The sequence below is a fragment of the Streptococcus downei MFe28 genome, from assembly GCF_900459175.1.
GTDB classification, from domain to species: Bacteria; Bacillota; Bacilli; order Lactobacillales; family Streptococcaceae; genus Streptococcus; species Streptococcus downei.
On record NZ_UHFA01000002.1, the window covers coordinates 1,225,560 to 1,244,664 of the forward strand.

9 protein-coding genes are annotated in these 19,105 nt (G+C 43.8%); all 9 read left to right on the forward strand.

Features of this window, described 5'->3' with window-relative positions:
- The first annotated feature begins 115 nt into the window (after positions 1 to 115).
- The 9 genes from pezA (at position 116) to DYE66_RS05930 (ending at position 18,958) form a co-directional block, all read left to right on the forward strand.
- Positions 116 to 592 (forward strand): type II toxin-antitoxin system antitoxin PezA, encoded by a 477-nt coding sequence (gene pezA / locus DYE66_RS05885; RefSeq protein WP_002999986.1) that lies wholly within the window; start codon positions 116 to 118, stop codon positions 590 to 592.
- The gene (gene pezT / locus DYE66_RS05890; RefSeq protein ID WP_002999890.1) at positions 592 to 1,362 is read left to right on the forward strand and encodes a type II toxin-antitoxin system toxin PezT; all 771 of its coding nucleotides are present in this window, start codon (positions 592 to 594) and stop codon (positions 1,360 to 1,362) included. Before pezA ends, pezT begins: the two co-directional genes overlap by 1 nt.
- Positions 1,363 to 1,539: 177 nt before the next feature.
- Positions 1,540 to 2,133 (forward strand): restriction endonuclease subunit S, encoded by a 594-nt coding sequence (locus DYE66_RS05895; RefSeq protein WP_003000123.1) that lies wholly within the window; start codon positions 1,540 to 1,542, stop codon positions 2,131 to 2,133.
- A gap of 520 nt (positions 2,134 to 2,653) precedes the next feature.
- A complete protein-coding gene (locus tag DYE66_RS05900; protein WP_003000273.1) occupies positions 2,654 to 7,297 on the forward strand; it encodes a glycoside hydrolase family 70 protein in 4,644 nt (1,547 codons plus the stop codon).
- Between the two features lie 485 nt (positions 7,298 to 7,782).
- Positions 7,783 to 8,022, forward strand: coding sequence for a type II toxin-antitoxin system RelB/DinJ family antitoxin (locus DYE66_RS05910; protein ID WP_002999832.1), 240 nt, complete (start codon positions 7,783 to 7,785; stop codon positions 8,020 to 8,022).
- Complete coding sequence (locus tag DYE66_RS05915; RefSeq protein ID WP_003000034.1) at positions 8,019 to 8,318, forward strand: type II toxin-antitoxin system RelE family toxin; 300 nt, start codon at positions 8,019 to 8,021, stop codon at positions 8,316 to 8,318. Before DYE66_RS05910 ends, DYE66_RS05915 begins: the two co-directional genes overlap by 4 nt.
- Positions 8,319 to 8,497: 179 nt before the next feature.
- On the forward strand, positions 8,498 to 9,853 hold the full coding sequence (locus DYE66_RS05920) for an Nramp family divalent metal transporter (RefSeq protein WP_003000293.1): 1,356 nt from the start codon (positions 8,498 to 8,500) through the stop codon (positions 9,851 to 9,853).
- 178 nt (positions 9,854 to 10,031) lie between these two features.
- Positions 10,032 to 14,129, forward strand: a complete 4,098-nt coding sequence (locus DYE66_RS05925) for a glycoside hydrolase family 70 protein (protein ID WP_115325031.1) — start codon at positions 10,032 to 10,034, stop codon at positions 14,127 to 14,129.
- 311 nt (positions 14,130 to 14,440) lie between these two features.
- Positions 14,441 to 18,958 carry a glycoside hydrolase family 70 protein gene (locus tag DYE66_RS05930; RefSeq protein ID WP_115325032.1) on the forward strand — a complete coding sequence of 1,506 codons (4,518 nt, stop codon included), beginning with the start codon at positions 14,441 to 14,443 and terminating at the stop codon, positions 18,956 to 18,958.
- The last annotated feature ends 147 nt before the right edge of the window (positions 18,959 to 19,105 follow it).

Below are 19,105 nucleotides of genomic sequence, written 5' to 3' on the forward strand. Positions count from 1 at the left end.
TCAAAAGCTCCGCTGATGATTCGAAAACCTGAAGTGAAAGTAGCCGACGCACCAATTTTGGTGCGTTAGCCGCTTTTTTATGTTATACTAAAAAGCAAATAAGAGGAGGAAGCCCATGATTGGAGATAACCTAAAAGCTTTACGAAAGTCGCATCATTTGACCCAACCAGAATTTGCGGCAATGATTGGAATTTCTCGAAATAGTCTGAGCCGTTATGAAAACGGGACAAGCTCGGTATCGACAGAGCTCCTTGATCGTATCTGTCAGAAATTCAATGTTTCTTATATTGACCTTGTGGGTCAAGAAAAAATGCTAGGACCTGTGGAAGACTATCAACTGACTTTAAAAATTGAAATTATCAAGGAGCGGGGCGCAGGTATCTTATCCCAACTTTATCGTTACCAGGATAGTCAAGGGATTGATTTTGACGATGTGAGCAATCCTTGGATTTTAATGAGTGATGACTTGTCTGACCTTATCAATAGCAAGATTTATCTTGTGGCTAGTTTTGATGAGCTAGATCGCTATAATGGTTATTTGGATGGCATTGAGCGTATGTTGGAGTTGGCGAGTCACCAGGTGGTTGCCTAATGTCGCTAGAAGAATTTAGCCAGGCAGATTTTGACCTAGCCCTGAAGAGAACCATTCGTTCCCTAAGTCGAGGAAAAGTAGCCTTGGCCAAGCCCCGAGCTATCCTATTAGGTGGGCAGAGTGGAGCAGGAAAGACAACCATACACCGAATTAAGCAAAAGGAATTTCAAGGCAATATTATCATTATTGATGGCGATAGCTACCGTTCCCAGCACCCCAATTATCTTTCCTTACAGAAAAAATATGGTAAAGATAGTGTGGACTACACAAAATCTTTTGCGGGAAAAATGGTTGAGCACCTCGCCGATGAACTCAGTAAACAAGGCTATCATCTGTTAATTGAGGGGACCTTGAGAACGACAGAAGTTCCTAGGGAAACAACACAGCTCTTGAAATCAAGGAATTACCGAGTATCATTATCGCTGATTGCCACAAAACCAGAATTGTCATACCTCAGCACCCTCATACGCTACGAGGAACTCCATGCCATAGATCCAAACCAAGCTAGAGCCACTCCAAAAGAACATCATGATGGCATTGTCAACCACTTGATTGATAACTTGCGAGAGTTAGAAAATGACAAACCCTTTGACCAGATTCAAATTTATCAAAGAGATCGAACTTGCATCTACGATTCAGAAATTGATGAGGCTTCAGCAGGAGACGTTCTACAAAACTGTCTCTTTGGTAAATGGAGCAAGGTGGAAGAAGAGATGTTGAAGTTTGAACAGGAGAGGTTGAGAGAGCTGAAATCTATAGAAAATAATTGATTTGTTCTGGTGGGACAAGAAAATCAAACTAACACCCAGAAGTAGCTGTGGATCTCTGGTTATTTTACCTTCTTTTTAGCTCCCTTTGATTTTCTTGAAAATTTAAGGTATGATAGAGCAGAAGAATGAGCTATTTTCATGAATTTCCATGGAAGTTGAGGGAGAAGGAGGCAGACCATGAGGCTGATTGAAGACTATCTTGCTAATCCAGTAGCTAAACTACCCTTGGGTCAGCTGGCAAGGGCTTTCAAGGGTAAGGCTGTATCTGGCAAGGCTGATCCTGGTCGGATAAGCTACATTAATCTGTCGGACATGACAGAATTCGGTATTGATTATGACCATCTCAAGACCTTCGCAGAAGATTTAGATAAGGTGCAGAAGTACCTCCTAGAGACTGGGGATGTCTTGGTGGCCTCCAAGGGGACGGTCAAAAAGGTTGCTGTATTCGAATCACAGGATTTCCCCGTTGTCGCCTCCTCCAATATCACAGTCCTAAGACCGACCGAGGAATTGAGTGGGTTTTACCTCAAATTATTTTTAGAATCTGACCTAGGTCAAGCCCTGCTTGATAGGACTGATAAGGGTAAGGCTGTCTTGAATATCTCAACAGCCCAACTTTTAGAAATCCCTGTTCCTCATATTCCCCTAGTGAAGCAGAATTATTTAGTTCAATATGCCTACAAGGGACAGGCCGACTACCAACGTAAATTGGCCAGGGCCCAGCAGGAGTGGGAACACATCAAGCAAGACGTTGCCAAGAATTTATATTAAGCCAGAGTTAGGGACAAAAGTCCTTAACTTTTTACTTTTTCAGCATCAGACACATTGGCGCAGTGGTTGATTTGTGATGATTGGCTTTATGCTTCAGCATTTAGCCAATCACATGCCAACGAAGTGGCGGTAAGGTCCTTATCCCTTGCTAGGCAAGGGATAGGTCCAAGGGTCTGGGAGACCCTTGGAGGAAACCAAAATCAACTGTGCGGGGGCGAGACAACAAAATTGACGGAATTGCCGTACCAGTTTTTGCCTCGCTCCCTTTTCTTTTAAAATGAAAGTTACTGAAACTTGCATAGGGAAGGTGAAACCAAACACCTATTGATGTGAAACTGCCATGAAAGTTAATTGTTTGTAATGTTACTAATTTGAAATAATATTCAAAATAACTGTTATTTTAGATTCTCAGTTTGTAAATATGAAAGTGCTATCATATAATTCATGGTTTAGTGGGGACCATCTGGTCTCCGCTGATAACTAAATAATTTTAAGCTCATAGCTAAAGGAGTGTTTTTTTATGGAAAAAAAGCTACATTATAAGCTTCACAAGGTTAAAAAACATTGGGTTACGATAGCAGTAGCCTCAATTGGTTTAGTCAGTCTCATAGGGGCTGGCACCGTTTCCGCAGAAGATAAGGTGGCTAACGATACTGCTGCTCAAACCAGTCAAGCAGCCGACACGAATCAAGGGGACCAGGCGACATCTAGTGATACCAACACAAATGACCAGTCCCTAGATCAAGGTCAAACGACTCAAAATCAGACCACTGATCAAGCACAGGCTGGCCAAAACTCCGCCACCACTGATCAAGCTCAAGGCAATAACAATCAAACTACTGATAATCAGGTAAGCGACAACCAAGCGGATAAGAATCAAGCTACAGAAGGCAACAGGGTCCAACCTCGCGATGCTGCTAATGTTGCGGCGGCAGATCAAGTGGCTCAAACAGGCCCTTCTGAACAAGAAAAATCAGCAGCCCTGTCACTTGACAATGTTAAGTTGATTGATGGTAAGTACTATTACGTCCAAGCTGATGGTTCTTATAAGAAGAACTTTGCCATTACGGTCAATGGTCAAATGCTCTACTTTGATGGGGATACTGGTGCCCTCTCATCAACCTCAACTTATTCCTTCTCACAAGGAACAACCAATTTGGTGGATGATTTTTCAAGCCATAACAAGGCCTACGATTCGACCGCTAAGAGTTTTGAATTGGTCAATGGCTATTTGACAGCTAACTCATGGTACCGTCCGGCTTCTATTCTGCGCAATGGTCAAACCTGGGAAGCTTCAAATGAAAATGACTTGCGACCAGTCTTGATGAGCTGGTGGCCAGATAAGGATACTCAAGTAGCTTACGTCAACTACATGAATAAGTATCTAAGTGCCAACGAGACAGAAGTGACCAATGAGACCCCTCAAGCAGATCTCAATAAGGAAGCCCAATCTATTCAAACCAAGATTGAGCAAAAGATCACCGCTGATAACAGCACCCAGTGGTTGCGGACAGCCATGGAAGCCTTCGTGGCTACCCAACCAAAATGGAATATGAGCACAGAAAACTACAACAAGGGAGACCACTTACAAGGTGGAGCTCTGCTCTATACTAATTCTGACTTGACTCCTTGGGCAAATTCTGACTACCGTCTGCTTAACCGCACCCCAACCCAACAAGATGGCACCAAGAAGTACTTTACTGAAGCTGGTGAAGGGGGTTATGAATTCCTGTTGTCTAATGACGTTGATAACTCAAACCCTGTCGTTCAAGCAGAACAACTGAACCAGTTGCACTACCTGATGAACTGGGGTGACATTGTCATGGGTGACAAGAATGCCAACTTTGACGGTGTTCGGGTCGATGCGGTTGATAATGTCAATGCTGACTTGTTGCAAGTCTACAGCAACTACTTCAAGGACAACTACAAGGTAACTGATTCTGAAGCCAATGCCCTGGCTCACATCTCAATCCTTGAAGCTTGGTCGGGCAATGACAATCAATACAATGAAGACACCAATGGTACAGCCCTGTCTATTGATAATTCATCACGTCTTACTTCTCTGGCTGTTTTGACCAAACAACCTGGTCAACGTATTGACCTTTCAAACCTGATTAGCGAGTCTACCAATAAGGAACGCGCCAATGATACGGCCTACGGCGATACCATTCCTACTTATTCCTTCGTTCGGGCTCATGACTCAGAAGTGCAAACTGTTATCGCTAAAATCGTTAAGGAAAAGATTGATAACAATTCAGATGGTTACACCTTTACCCTCGACCAACTGAAAGATGCCTTCAAGGTCTACAACGAAGACATGAACAAGGTCAATAAGACCTACACCCACTACAATATTCCAGCGGCCTATGCCCTGCTTCTCAGCAATATGGAGTCTGTTCCACGGGTTTATTATGGTGACCTCTATACCGATGACGGCCAATACATGGCTAAGAAGTCTCCTTACCACGATGCCATTGCAACCATGTTGCAAGGTCGGATTGCCTATGTTTCAGGTGGTCAAAGTGAAGAGGTCCATAAGCTAAATGGCGACAATCAAATTCTGTCGTCTGTCCGCTATGGTCAAGACCTCATGTCTGCTGATGATACCCAAGGAACCGACCTCAGTCGTACTTCTGGCATGGTGACCTTGGTCAGCAATGATCCTAACCTCAACCTTGGTAGCGATAGTTTAACCGTTAACGTGGGTAAGGCCCATGCCAACCAAGCCTATCGTCCATTGCTTTTGGGAACCAGCGACGGCGTTCAATCCTACCTCAAGGACTCAGATACCAATCTGGTTAAATATACCGATGCTAATGGTAATCTGACCTTTACGGCTGATGATATCAAGGGTTACTCAACTGTTGATATGAGTGGTTACCTAGCTGTTTGGGTACCAGTTGGTGCTAAGGATGGTCAAGATGTCCGTGTAGCAGCAGATAGTTCACAAAAGACCGATGGTAAATTCCTCAAGACCTCAGCTGCGCTGGATTCCCAAGTTATCTTTGAAGGCTTCTCTAACTTCCAAGACTTTGTCAACAATGACTCCCAATACACCAACAAGAAGATTGCTGAAAATGCCGATTTCTTCAAGAAATTGGGTATTACCTCCTTTGAAATGGCACCACAATACGTCTCAGCAACCGACGGTAGCTTCTTGGATTCCATCATTGAAAATGGTTATGCCTTCTCGGATCGCTATGACTTGGCCATGAGTAAGAACAATAAGTACGGTTCTAAGGACGACTTGGCTAACGCTCTCAAGGCCCTTCATGCTAATGGTATTCAAGCCATTGCTGACTGGGTGCCAGACCAAATTTATCAATTGCCAGGCGAAGAAGTGGTCACCGCTAAACGGACTGATAGCTATGGTAAGCCGACCTTTGATGCCTTCATCAATAACACCCTCTATGCAGCCAATACCAAGAGTAGCGGTAGTGACTATCAAGCCCAGTATGGTGGAGCCTTCTTGGATGAACTCAAGGCTAAATATCCTGACATGTTCAATGTCAACATGATTTCAACCGGTAAGCCAATTGATTCATCAACCAAGATAAAACAATGGGAAGCTAAATACTTCAATGGTACCAATGTTCTAGGCAAGGGTTCTGGCTATGTCCTCAGCGATGATGCTACTGGTAAGTACTTCACCGTCAATGAAAATGGAGACTTCCTGCCAGCCAGCTTCACAGGTGACCAAAATGCTAAGACTGGTTTCTACTATGATGGCACCGGCATGACCTATTACTCAACGTCAGGTAATAAGGCGGTAGACAGCTTTGTTTATGAAGGTGGCCACTATTATTACTTCGATAAAGACGGTCATATGGTAACTGGTAGCTACAAGGCTGCTGATGGTAATGACTATTACTTCCTGCCAAACGGTATCCAAATGCGTGATGCCATCTACCAAGATGACAAGGGCAATAGTTACTACTATGGTCGCACAGGTATCCTCTACAAGGGGGACAATTGGTATCCATTTACCGATCCTAAGAATTCCAACAAGACAGTTTTCCGTTACTTTGATGCCAATAATGTCATGGCTATCGGCTATAAGGACATGTACGGTCAAACCTACTACTTTGACGAAAATGGTTACCAAGCCAAGGGCGAACTCCTGACAGACGCTAAGGGAACCCATTATTTCGATGAAGATAATGGTGCCATGGCTAAGAATAAATTTGTCAATGTTGGTGACGATTGGTACTACATGGATGGTAATGGTAATGCTGTCAAGGGTCAATACCCTGTCGACAATCAAATCCTTTACTTCAATCCAGAAACAGGTGTCCAAGTTAAGGGACAATTTATTACAGATGCCCAAGGTCGCATTTCTTACTATGATGGAAACTCTGGTGCCCTCAAGTTTAGTGGCTTCTTCACACCAAATGGTAATGACTGGTACTATGCTGAAAATGGCTATGTCTACAAGGGCTTCAAACAAGTCGCAGAAAACCAAGACCAATGGTATTACTTCGACCAAACGACCGGTAAACAAGCCAAGGGAGCAGTAGAAGTCAATGGTCAAAATCTCTACTTTGATAAGGACTCTGGTGTTCAAGTCAAGGGAGACTTTGTGACCGATGATGCTGGTAATACCAGCTTCTACCGTGGCGACAACGGCAACAAGCTTGCTGGCGGATTCTTTACAACTGGCAATAACGCTTGGTACTATGCCGACGCCAATGGTAATGTGGCCAAAGGCTTCAGAGAAATGGAGGGTAACTGGTATTACTTTGATGATCTAACTGGTCGCCAAGCCAAGGGAGCCGTTCAAGTCAATGGTCAAAACCTCTACTTTGACGTCAACTCAGGTATCCAAGTTAAGGGAGACTTTGTGACAGACGGTCAAGGAAACACCTCTTATTATGACCTCAATACAGGTGATAAGAAGGTCAATGGTTTCTTTACAACTGGTGACAATGCTTGGTACTATGCTGATAGCCAAGGCAACCTAGCCAAGGGTCGCAAGTCTATTGACAATCAAGACCTCTACTTTGATCCTGCAACTGGTAAGCAAGTCAAGGGCCAACTCATTTCTATTGATGGTCGTAGCTATTACTTCGATGGTGACACCGGTAACATGGCTAAGAATCGCTTCGTCCGTATCGGTGATCAATGGATCTATTTCGGCAATGATGGCGCTGCAGCCAATCTATAAGCTTGATTGAGCTAACGCTAAACCAGACTTAACTAAGCCATCCTGCTAAGCAGGGTGGCTTTTTTGGGGTTTATAGCTCTTGTATAAAACACGTGTTTTTGGAAACCAAAAAATAGCCCTTGACTGAAGTCAAGAGCTCATGAATGAGGGGACCAATGGTAGTAAGGGGTCTTTACAGCTCGAAGCTGAAGGCAGTACCATGCCTGAATTAGAAAACTCTAATTCCTTTGAACGCTCTGTTACCAGTCGCCCAACGTTATTCCCTCGTTTACCGCATTTTACCATAACCGGAGGAGAATTGTCAAAACGTCAACCGATTTTCCACGTAGCTAGCGATAAAAAGGTTGTCAAGCTAAGTTTTCCCCGCACACGAAGGGGGGCAGGGGTAATCATGAAGGAAATAATAACTTTAGGCATCTATGAGAATTGTTTTATACACCTAAAAAGAGTATAATGAGTGTATGAAAAACAAGTGAGGTGCCAAAATGTCTAAAGTAAGATTAAATGTCAATATTGATTCCGATGTGAAAGAAAGGGCCAGTCAAGTCTTTTCTAAATTGGGACTGGATATGACGACTGCTGTCACTATTTATCTTAATCAAGTGATTCAAAAAAATGGTATTCCTTTCGATTTGACGCTCGAAAAGACACATTATACTGCTGATGAGATTTTGGGGCCTGATTGGCGAGAAGGGCTTGATGCAGTAGAGGATGAGTGGGAATGACCTATCAAGTAGAATTTACAAAAGAGTCTGCCAAGGACTTAAGGCGATTAGATAATAGTCAGAGGATTCAGATTCGTAAATCTCTTGTTAAGCTAGAAACGCTTGGTATGGAAGCTGGTCAGGCTTTACATGGGGCATTATCTGGTTGTCGTAAATTAAAGCATAAACGGCTAGGCTTGCGGATTGTCTTTAGACAGAAAGCATCAGGAATAGAAATTATTGAAATTGTCGTAGTCGAAAAACGTAGTGACAATGAAGTTTATAAGATTGCGCAAAAACGGATACTGAAGAGGTGAGCTAACAGGCTTGCCTCTTTTTTCAGCCGTTCTATCGGATGTAAAATGGGCGGTTAGATGAGAAAATCTATTGAAAGATTCAATTTAATTCAGTTGTGTTTATTCATTTCTTAGGCTTGCTTAATTTTTCTTTTGTGCTATAATGAAGGCAATTAAGAACTTAGAAAAGAGGCATTCTTTTGGAAGTGCAAAAGAAGCAGCAGATAGATAAAGGGGCTTCCTTGAGTGAGGTTAACCAGAGTGTAGAGGTGCCAGAGACCACCTCCTTTTGGCGCACCCTCAAGGCCTTTATTGGGCCAGGAGCTCTGGTAGCCGTCGGTTACATGGATCCCGGCAATTGGATTACCAGCGTGGTCGGTGGCGCAAGTTATAAGTACCTCCTCTTGTCCATCGTCTTGATTTCGTCGCTCATGGCCATGCAGCTGCAACAGATGGCCGGCAAGCTAGGTATCGTAACCCGTCAAGATTTGGCACAAGCGACGGCAACCCATTTGCCCAGTTGGCTCCGCTATCTTTTATTTGTCATTATTGAGCTAGCCCTGATGGCGACGGATTTGGCAGAGGTTATTGGTTCAGGGATTGCCCTCCATTTACTTTTTGGTTGGCCTCTCATGTTGTCCATATTTGTTACTGTTCTGGATGTCTTTCTCCTTCTAGGTCTAATGAAGTTGGGCTTTCGCAAGATTGAGGCAGTGGTTTCGACCTTGATAATGACCATCCTTCTGATTTTCCTTTATTTAACAGTCATCTCACAGCCTAGTATCTCAGGTATCCTCAAGGGATTCCTTCCGAGTGGCTCGATTTTTGATCTCCATCAAAGAGGAGGAAATACCAAGCTGACCCTGGCCCTGGGGATTATTGGGGCAACGGTTATGCCCCACAATCTTTATCTCCATTCCTCCATTTCTCAGACCAGACGGGTGGATTATGACAATCCCGAATCCGTTCGTCGGGCGGTTCGTTTCATGACCTGGGACTCTAATATTCAACTCAGCCTAGCCTTTGTTGTCAATTCCCTGCTTTTGATTTTGGGAGCGGCCCTCTTTTATGGTCATGCCAGTCAAATTTCTGCCTTTGCGCAAATGTATAACGCCTTAGCGGATCCCAAGATTGCTGGGAGTGTTGCTAGCGGCCTGCTCTCGACCCTCTTTGCAGTGGCCTTGCTGGCCAGCGGCCAGAATTCGACCATTACGGGAACCCTGACTGGTCAAATCGTTATGGAAGGTTTTGTCCATCTGCGCTTGCCTCAATGGTTTATTCGTTTGGTGACCAGGCTACTAGCCCTCTTGCCAGTGATTCTTGCTGCTTTGATTTGGGGCAGCAGGGAAAAGGTTCTGGATCAACTGATTGTCTATTCCCAGGTCTTCCTTTCACTGGCTCTGCCTTTCTCGATCTTCCCCCTCATTTATTTCACCTCTAGTAAGAAATTGATGGGCGAACACAAGAATGCCATCTGGAACACGGCCCTGGCCTATGGAGTAGCGGTCATTCTCACCATCTTGAACATCAAGTTAATTATTGATTTGTTCCAATAAATATGAATCTCTTTAAAGAATAAATTTAAAGAGATTTTTATGTTGTTTTACAATCTAATGACAAATTTAGGATTTCTGAGATTAAACTTAAATAACATGTTAAAATAAATTGATAATTAAAATTATTTGGTTATTAAAGTTTTAATTGTCGAATTTTTTTATAAGGAGAATGATATTCATGGAAAAAAATTTGCGCTACAAATTGCATAAGGTTAAAAAGCAATGGGTAGCCATTGGTGTGACGACCGTAACGCTTAGCTTTCTAGCTGGAGGCCAAGTCGTTGCAGCCGACACAAACAATAATGACGGGACAAGTGTTCAGGTCAACAAAATGGTGCCAAGTGATCCCAAGTTTGACGCTCAAGCCCAAAACGGTCAACTTGCTCAAGCTATGTTTAAGGCTGCTAATCAAGCAGATCAAACTGCTACAAGTCAAGTTAGCCCAGCAACAGATGGCAGGGTTGATAACCAGGTGACACCAGCAGCTAATCAACCTGCGGCTAATGTGGCCAATCAAGATGTGGCCAATCCAGCGACTGATGCCGGAGCACTTAATCGCCAATCGGCCGCTGATACGTCAACAGATGGTAAGGCTGTACCTCAGACTAGTGACCAACCAGGTCATCTGGAAACAGTTGATGGCAAAACTTACTATGTGGATGCCAATGGTCAACGGTTGAAAAACTATTCAATGGTCATTGATGGCAAGACCTATTACTTTGACGGTCAGACAGGCGAAGCGCAAACCGACTTGCCTAAGACCGGTCAAGCTAATCAAGACAATGTGCCCGATAGCTATCAGGCCAATAATCAAGCCTATAGTAATGAGGCTTCTAGCTTTGAGACAGTTGATAATTACCTGACAGCGGATTCCTGGTATCGCCCTCGCAAGATTTTGAAAAATGGCCAGAGCTGGCAGGCTAGTTCAGAAGGTGACCTGCGTCCTATTCTCATGACCTGGTGGCCAGATGCGGCCACCAAGGCAGCCTATGCCAACTTCTGGGCTAAAGAAGGCCTGATTTCAGGTTCTTACAGGCAAAATTCTGCCAATCTTGATGCGGCTACCCAGAATATTCAATCTGCCATTGAAAAGAAGATTGCCAGTGAAGGCAATACCAACTGGTTGCGCGACAAGATGTCCCAATTCGTCAAGTCACAAAACCAGTGGAGTATTGCTTCTGAAAATGAGACTGTCTATCCTAATCAGGATCATATGCAAGGGGGGGCCCTGCTCTTTTCAAACAGTAAGGATACCGAGCATGCTAACTCAGACTGGCGCCTGCTCAACCGCAATCCAACCTTCCAAACTGGTAAACAAAAGTATTTTACAACCAACTATGCGGGTTATGAATTGCTCTTAGCCAATGATGTTGATAATTCTAACCCGGTCGTCCAAGCCGAACAGCTCAATCACCTCCACTACCTTATGAACTGGGGTGACATTGTTATGGGGGATAAGGATGCTAACTTTGATGGTGTCCGAGTTGATGCGGTTGATAATGTCAATGCCGACCTGCTACAAATTCAGAGGGATTATTATAAGGCCAAATATGGCACCGATCAAAATGAAAAAAATGCCATTGACCACCTCTCTATCCTAGAAGCCTGGTCTGGCAACGACAATGACTACGTCAAGGACCAAAACAACTTTTCTCTCTCTATTGACAATGATCAACGCAGTGGTATGTTGAAAGCTTTCGGTTATGCTTCTGCCTATCGTGGTAATTTGAGTAATCTCGCAACTGCTGGCTTGAAAAACCGTAGTGCAAATCCTGATAGTGACCCAGTTCCAAACTATGTCTTTATTCGTGCCCATGACTCTGAGGTACAGACACGGATTGCTAAGATTATTCGTGAGAAATTGGGTAAGACCAATGCTGATGGTTTGACCAATCTGACCTTAGATGATTTAAACAAGGCCTTTGACATCTACAACCAGGATATGAATGCCACCGATAAGGTTTATTATCCTAATAATTTACCGATGGCCTATGCTTGGATGCTGCAAAATAAGGATACGGTCACTCGGGTCTACTATGGTGATATGTACACCGATAATGGCCAGTATATGGCGACCAAGACCCCATTTTATAATGCTATTGAGACCCTGCTTAAGGGCCGGATTAAGTATGTTGCTGGTGGTCAAGCGGTCTCCTACAAGCAAGATTGGTCTAGTGGAATTTTGACCTCGGTTCGCTATGGTAAGGGAGCTAATTCGGCTAGTGATGCTGGGAACACGGAAACCCGCAATTCTGGTATGGCCCTCCTGATTAACAATCGACCTAACTTCAGGGCTTATCGGAACTTGACCTTGAACATGGGGGCAGCCCATAAGAGCCAAGCCTACCGTCCTCTCTTGCTGTCTACCAAGGATGGCATTGCCACCTACCTTAATGATAGCGATGTGGATTCTCGCCAATACAAGTACACCGATAGTCAGGGGAACTTAAGCTTTAGTGCCTCTGAACTGCAAAGTGTTGCTAACGCCCAAGTCTCAGGTATGATTCAGGTTTGGGTACCCGTCGGTGCGGCAGATAACCAAGATGTCCGTACTTCTCCAAGTACACAAGCGACCAAGGATGGCAATATCTATCATCAAAGTGACGCCCTAGATTCCCAAGTCATCTATGAAGGTTTCTCTAATTTCCAAGCCTTCGCCCAAAGTCCTGACCAATATACCAATGCTGTCATTGCTAAAAATGGCGACCTCTTTAAGTCTTGGGGCATTACCCAATTTGAAATGGCTCCGCAGTACGTGTCATCAGAAGATGGAACTTTCCTTGATTCCGTTATTTTAAATGGTTATGCCTTCTCAGACCGCTATGACCTGGCTATGAGTAAGAATAATAAATATGGCTCCAAGCAGGATTTGGCCAATGCCATTAAAGGACTTCATGCTGCAGGTATCAAGGTCTTGTCAGACTGGGTACCAGACCAACTTTATAATCTGCCTGGAAAAGAAGTGGTAACGGCAACCCGGGTCAATCAATATGGTCAAGCCAAATCAGGGGCGACCATCAATAAGACTCCTTATGTGGCCAATACCCGTTCCTATGGTGACTACCAAGAACAGTACGGTGGAAAATTCTTGGATGACTTGCAAAAGCTCTACCCAAGACTCTTTAGCACCAAGCAAATTTCAACGGGCAAACCAATTGATCCATCTGTTAAGATTACCAATTGGTCGGCTAAGTATTTCAATGGCTCCAATATTTTGGGGCGTGGTGCCAAGTATGTTCTGAGTGAGGGCAATAAGTATCTCAACTTGGCTGATGGCAAGCTCTTCTTGCCAACGGTCCTCAATAATACTTATGGTCAGCCGCAAGTATCGGCTAATGGTTTTATTTCTAAGAATGGCGGTATTCATTATCTTGATAAAAATGGTCAGGAAGTCAAGAATCGGTTCAAGGAAATTTCTGGCAGCTGGTATTACTTCGATTCTGACGGTAAGATGGCTACTGGAAAAACGAAGATTGGCAATGATACCTACCTCTTTATGCCTAATGGTAAACAACTTAAGGAAGGTGTCTGGTATGATGGTAAGAAGGCCTACTATTATGATGATAATGGTAGGACGTGGACCAATAAGGGCTTCGTTGAATTTAGAGTTGACGGTCAAGACAAGTGGCGTTACTTCAATGGTGATGGCACTATCGCCATTGGACTAGTTAGTCTAGATAATCGCACCCTCTACTTTGATGCCTATGGCTATCAAGTCAAGGGACAAACCGTGACGATTAATGGTAAGTCCTATACCTTTGATGCCGATCAGGGTGACTTGGTCCAAACAGACAATGCCAATCCAGCTCCTCAGGGTCAAGCAGGCTGGAAACTCCTAGGAGATAACCAGTGGGGCTACCGCAAGGACGGTCAACTCTTGACGGGTGAGCAAACTATTGATGGTCAAAAGGTCTTCTTCCAAGATAATGGCGTCCAAGTCAAAGGTGGAACTGCGACAGATGCTTCAGGTGTCTTGCGTTTCTACGACCGTGACCAGGGCCACCAAGTTGGCAAGGGCTGGTACTCAACCTCCGACGATAATTGGGTCTATGTCAATGAATCCGGTCAAGTTCTGACAGGCTTACAAACCATTGATGGTCAGACGGTCTATTTCGATGACAAGGGTATCCAGGCCAAGGGCAAGGCTGTCTGGGATGAAAATGGCAACCTGCGTTACTTTGATGCCGATTCAGGTAATATGCTTCGGGACCGTTGGAAGAACGTTGACGGAAACTGGTATTACTTCAACCGCAATGGCCTAGCCACGAGGTGGTAAGCCTAATACTCGCTAAATATTAAAAGAGCTCTCTTTCTAGCAAGCTTAGTTTTCTAATCTTTGCTTGGGAAGGAGGGCTATTTTTATATCTAGCCGAGCCCCTTTGGGACTAGGTAACAGAACTGTAACGGAAGATGACTGGAGAAAACCCCAGAATTAGACTGTTTCTGGGAGAAAAACGCTTTCTTGAGTAAGTGAAATGTAAATAACTAGTAATTTTTTTGAAAAAGTGCTACTATAGTTTGGTAAGTGAAATAATTTACAGGTCATGATTATTTTACTAGTAAAAATATTATGGGAGAATGATTTTCATGGAAAGAAAATTACATTACAAATTACACAAGGTCAAGAAGCAGTGGGTGACCATCGCTGTCGCCTCTGCTGGTTTGGCCAGCGTAGTCGGTGCTGGCTCCTTGAGCCAAACCGTTTCTGCTGACGATCTTGCTAAGGACCAAGCGGCAGCGACTGAGCAAAAGGCATCAGCCAATCAGGAAAAAGAAGAAGTAGTTTCTGATCAGGTTGACACGACCAGTGCCAAAGCAACCTCTGAGAAGGAAGTTGCTCAAGCTTCGGACACTAGTTCAGAAGCCAACCAAGTTCCAGCCCAAGAAGAAAAGAAGGCTGAAAAGGCAGCTGCTCCTGCGACAGCGACACCAGCTCCACAGACTGGTGCAAAAAACAGCCAAACAGCTAGTTCAGAAGCACCAGCGACAAGCAATCAAGCAAGTGAGACAGCTGAAACTGGTGCCTTAAGCCAAAAAGAAGAAGCAGCAGTTCTTTCGCTTGATAATATCAAGAAGATTGATGGAAAGTATTACTATGTTATGGCAGACGGCTCTTATAAGAAGAACTTTGCCATTACTGTTGATGGGCAAATGCTTTACTTTGATGCCAAAACAGGTGCCCTGTCTTCAACCTCTACCTATTCTTTCAGTCAAGGTTTGACACCAATTGTTTCTGATTTCTCAGTCAACAATAAGGCTTTCGATTCTTCTGAAAAGAGTTTTGAACTGGTAGATGGTTACCTGACAGCTGAAAGCTGGTACCGTCCTGCTAAGATTCTTGAAAATGGCAAGACCTGGGTGGACTCCAAAGAAACTGACCTTCGTCCAGTTCTCATGAGCTGGTGGCCAAACAAGGATACCCAAGTTGCCTACCTCAACTATATGTCCAAGGCGCTTGGTGGCAAGGAAGAGTTTACAACAGAAACCTCTCAAACAACCTTGAATACAGCTGCTGAGTTGATTCAAACCAAGATTGAAGCTCGTATTTCTAAGGAACAAGGGACCAAATGGCTTCGTGAAGCTATGGCTGCTTTTGTAGCGACTCAGTCTCGTTGGAGTTACGCTAGTGAGCAATTTGATAAAAACGACCACTTGCAAGGTGGTGCTCTCCTTTATACTAATAATAAATTGACCCAATGGGCAGATTCTAACTATCGTTTGCTTAACCGCACCCCTACCCGACAGGATGGCAAGCCTCATTATTCTAAAGCTGACGAATACGGTGGTTACGAATTCCTCTTGGCTAATGACGTGGATAACTCCAACCCAGTCGTTCAAGCGGAAATGCTCAACCAAATCCACTACCTGATGAACTGGGGCTCTATTGTCATGAATGACAAGGATGCCAACTTTGATGGTATCCGTGTGGATGCGGTGGATAATGTCAATGCGGATACCCTGCAACTCTACACTAACTATTTTAATTCGGTTTATGGTGTCAACAAGTCAGAAGCCCAAGCCCTAGCTCACATTTCAGTATTAGAAGCTTGGTCTTATAATGATAATGACTATAACCAAGATACCAATGGTGCGGCCTTGGCTATGGACAATGGTCTACGCTTCTCCCTGCTTTATACCCTGACACGTCCACTTAATGAGCGGACTCCTGGTATGTCAACCTTGATTAAGTCACAATATGGTTTGACTGACCGGACCAAGGATGACAAGTATGGCGATACTCAGCCATCCTATGTCTTTGTTCGGGCTCATGACTCAGAAGTGCAAACCGTTATTGCGCAAATCATCAAGAAAAAAATTGATCCAACGACTGATGGCTTTACCTTCACCTTGGACCAATTGAAACAGGCCTTTGACATCTACAATAAGGATATGAATAGTGTTGATAAGCACTATACCCACTACAATATTCCAGCAGCCTACGCTGTTATGTTGTCCAACATGGAATCAGTAACTCGGGTTTACTATGGAGACCTCTTTACCGATGATGGTCAATACATGGAAACCAAGTCTCCTTACTACGATGCTATCAATACCCTCCTTAGGGCCCGGATTCGTTACGCCGCTGGTGGTCAAACCATGGAACACAATTCCTATAAGGCATCAGCAGCTATGAAAGCTAAAAATCCTGATAGTGGTAGTGTGCTTGGCAACAGCGAAGTTCTTGTCTCTGTTCGTTTTGGTCAAGATGTGATGTCTGCTGACGATATGACTGGTGGTAAGCTGGCTAAAACCTCTGGTATGTTCAGCCTGATTTCCAACAACCCTGAATTAGAATTGGATGCCAATGAAGAAATCAGGGTCAATGTTGGTAAGATTCATGCTGGTCAAACCTACCGTCCATTGCTTTTGACAACCGATAAGGGTCTGCAAAAGTACCTCAATGATTCTGATACTAAGCTGACCAAGGTTGCCGATAAGGATGGTTATATCACCTTCAAGGGCAGTGAAATCAAGGGCTACAAGCAGGTTGAAGTCAATGGTTACCTTTCTGTTTGGGTACCAGTCGGCGCAAAGGCAGATCAAGATATTCGTGTGGCAGCTTCAACTAAGGTTAATGGTAAGGATGACAAGACTTATACAGCTAGTCAAGCCTTAGAATCACAATTAATCTACGAAGGTTTCTCAAACTTCCAAGATTTCGTTAAGAAGGACTCCCAATATACCAATAAGAAGATTGCTGAAAATACCGACCTCTTTAAGGCCTGGGGCGTGACCTCATTTGAAATGGCGCCACAATACGTTTCCGCAACTGATGGTACCTTCCTGGATTCTATTATTGAAAATGGTTATGCCTTCACCGACCGTTATGACCTTGCCATGAGCAAGAACAACAAGTACGGTTCTAAGGAAGACTTGGCCAATGCTCTTAAGGCCCTCCACGCTGCTGGTATCCAAGCTATCGCAGACTGGGTTCCAGACCAAATTTACCAACTCCCAGGTAAGGAAGTGGTAACTGCAAGTCGTGTTGATAACTATGGCCGTGTTAAGATTGACCAACCATTGGTTGAAAAACTTTACTTGGCCAATACCAAGAGCTCAGGAAAAGACTTCCAGGCTAAATATGGTGGTGAATTCTTAGAAGACCTGCAAAAGCAATACCCTGAAATGTTTACCGCTAAGATGATTTCAACCGGTAAAACCATTGATCCATCTGTCAAATTGAAGGAATGGTCAGCTAAGTACTTGAACGGAACAAATGTTCTGGGTCGTGGTACAGACTATGTCCTCAGCGATGAAGGAACTGGCAAATACTTCACTGTTAATGAAAAGGGTGACTTCCTACCAGCAGCCCTGACAGGTGATAGGGAAGCCAAGACTGGTTTCTACAATGATGGTAAGGGAATGACCTACTATACAACGGCTGGTAACAAGGCTAAATCTGCCTTTGTAACCGTAGCTGGAAATACCTATTACTTTGACTATACTGGTTATATGGTAACAGGACCAAACACGATTAACAGCAAATTCTATTACTTCCTGCCAAATGGGGTAATGCTCAAGGATGCTATTAAGCAAGATGAGTTGGGCCGTTCGGTTTACTATGGTAAAACTGGTACCATGTACAAGGCGACAGATAAATCTCAATGGTTTGCCATGACCGACTCTAAGGGTCAACAACGCTTCCGTCACTTTGACCGCTTCGGTATCATGTCTGTAGGACTGGTTACCATCAATGGTAGTGTTCAATATTACGATGAAGAAGGCTTCCAAGTTAAGGGCGAATTTGTCACTGATAAGGATGGTCAAACCCGTTACTTTGACGAAGGTTCTGGTAATCTGGTTAAGGACCGCTTCCTCAATAAGGATGGCAAGTGGTACTATCTTGATGATAAAGGCTTGCTGGTCAAGGGGGCTCAAACCATTAAGGGTCAAAAACTCTACTTTGACACCAAGACCGGTGCCCAAGTCAAGGGTGACTTTGTTGCCGACAAGGATGGCAACCTGACCTTCTATAGTGGTGATAGTGGTCAAATGGTTCAAAGTGATTTCTTCTCAACAGGAAATAATGCTTGGTTCTATGCCGATGAAAATGGTCATGTCGCTAAGGGAGCTAAGACTATCAGAGGTCAGAAGCTCTACTTTGATACAAAAACAGGTCAGCAAGCTAAGGGACGCTTTATCCGTGATGACAAGGGGGTTCGTTACTATGATGCTGACACAGGTGCCTTGGTAACCAACGCTTTCCTTGAAACTAAGGCTGGTTCTAACCAATGGTATTACATGGGAGCAGATGGTTATGCTGTCAAGGGGAACCAGACCATAAAAAATCAGCACATGTATTTTGATGCTGAAACTGGCCAACAAGCTAAGGGAATTATAGTGACAGATGCCAATGGTCGCAAGTATTTCTATGATACTTTTACTGGCAGTCGTGTTGTAAACCAATTTGTTTTGGTTAATGGAAATTGGTATTTCTTTGGTTATGACGGATCTGCAGTAACAGGTTTCCATGATATCAAGGGACAACACCTTTACTTCAATTCCGATGGAACACAGGCCAAAGGGACTACGGTAAAAATTGGCAATCGCAGCTATACCTTTGATGCTCACACTGGTGAGCTGACATCTGTTCATTATGGCTGATTATCAGACTGCAAAGAAAAGAATCGAGCCTGCTCGGTTCTTTTTTGATATATGAAAAAGAGGAGTTATACTCAACAAAAATCAAATTAGACTTACTTCGTTTGTTTGTAAACCTAAATTTTTGATAAAGCTTTTCTATATAGATTT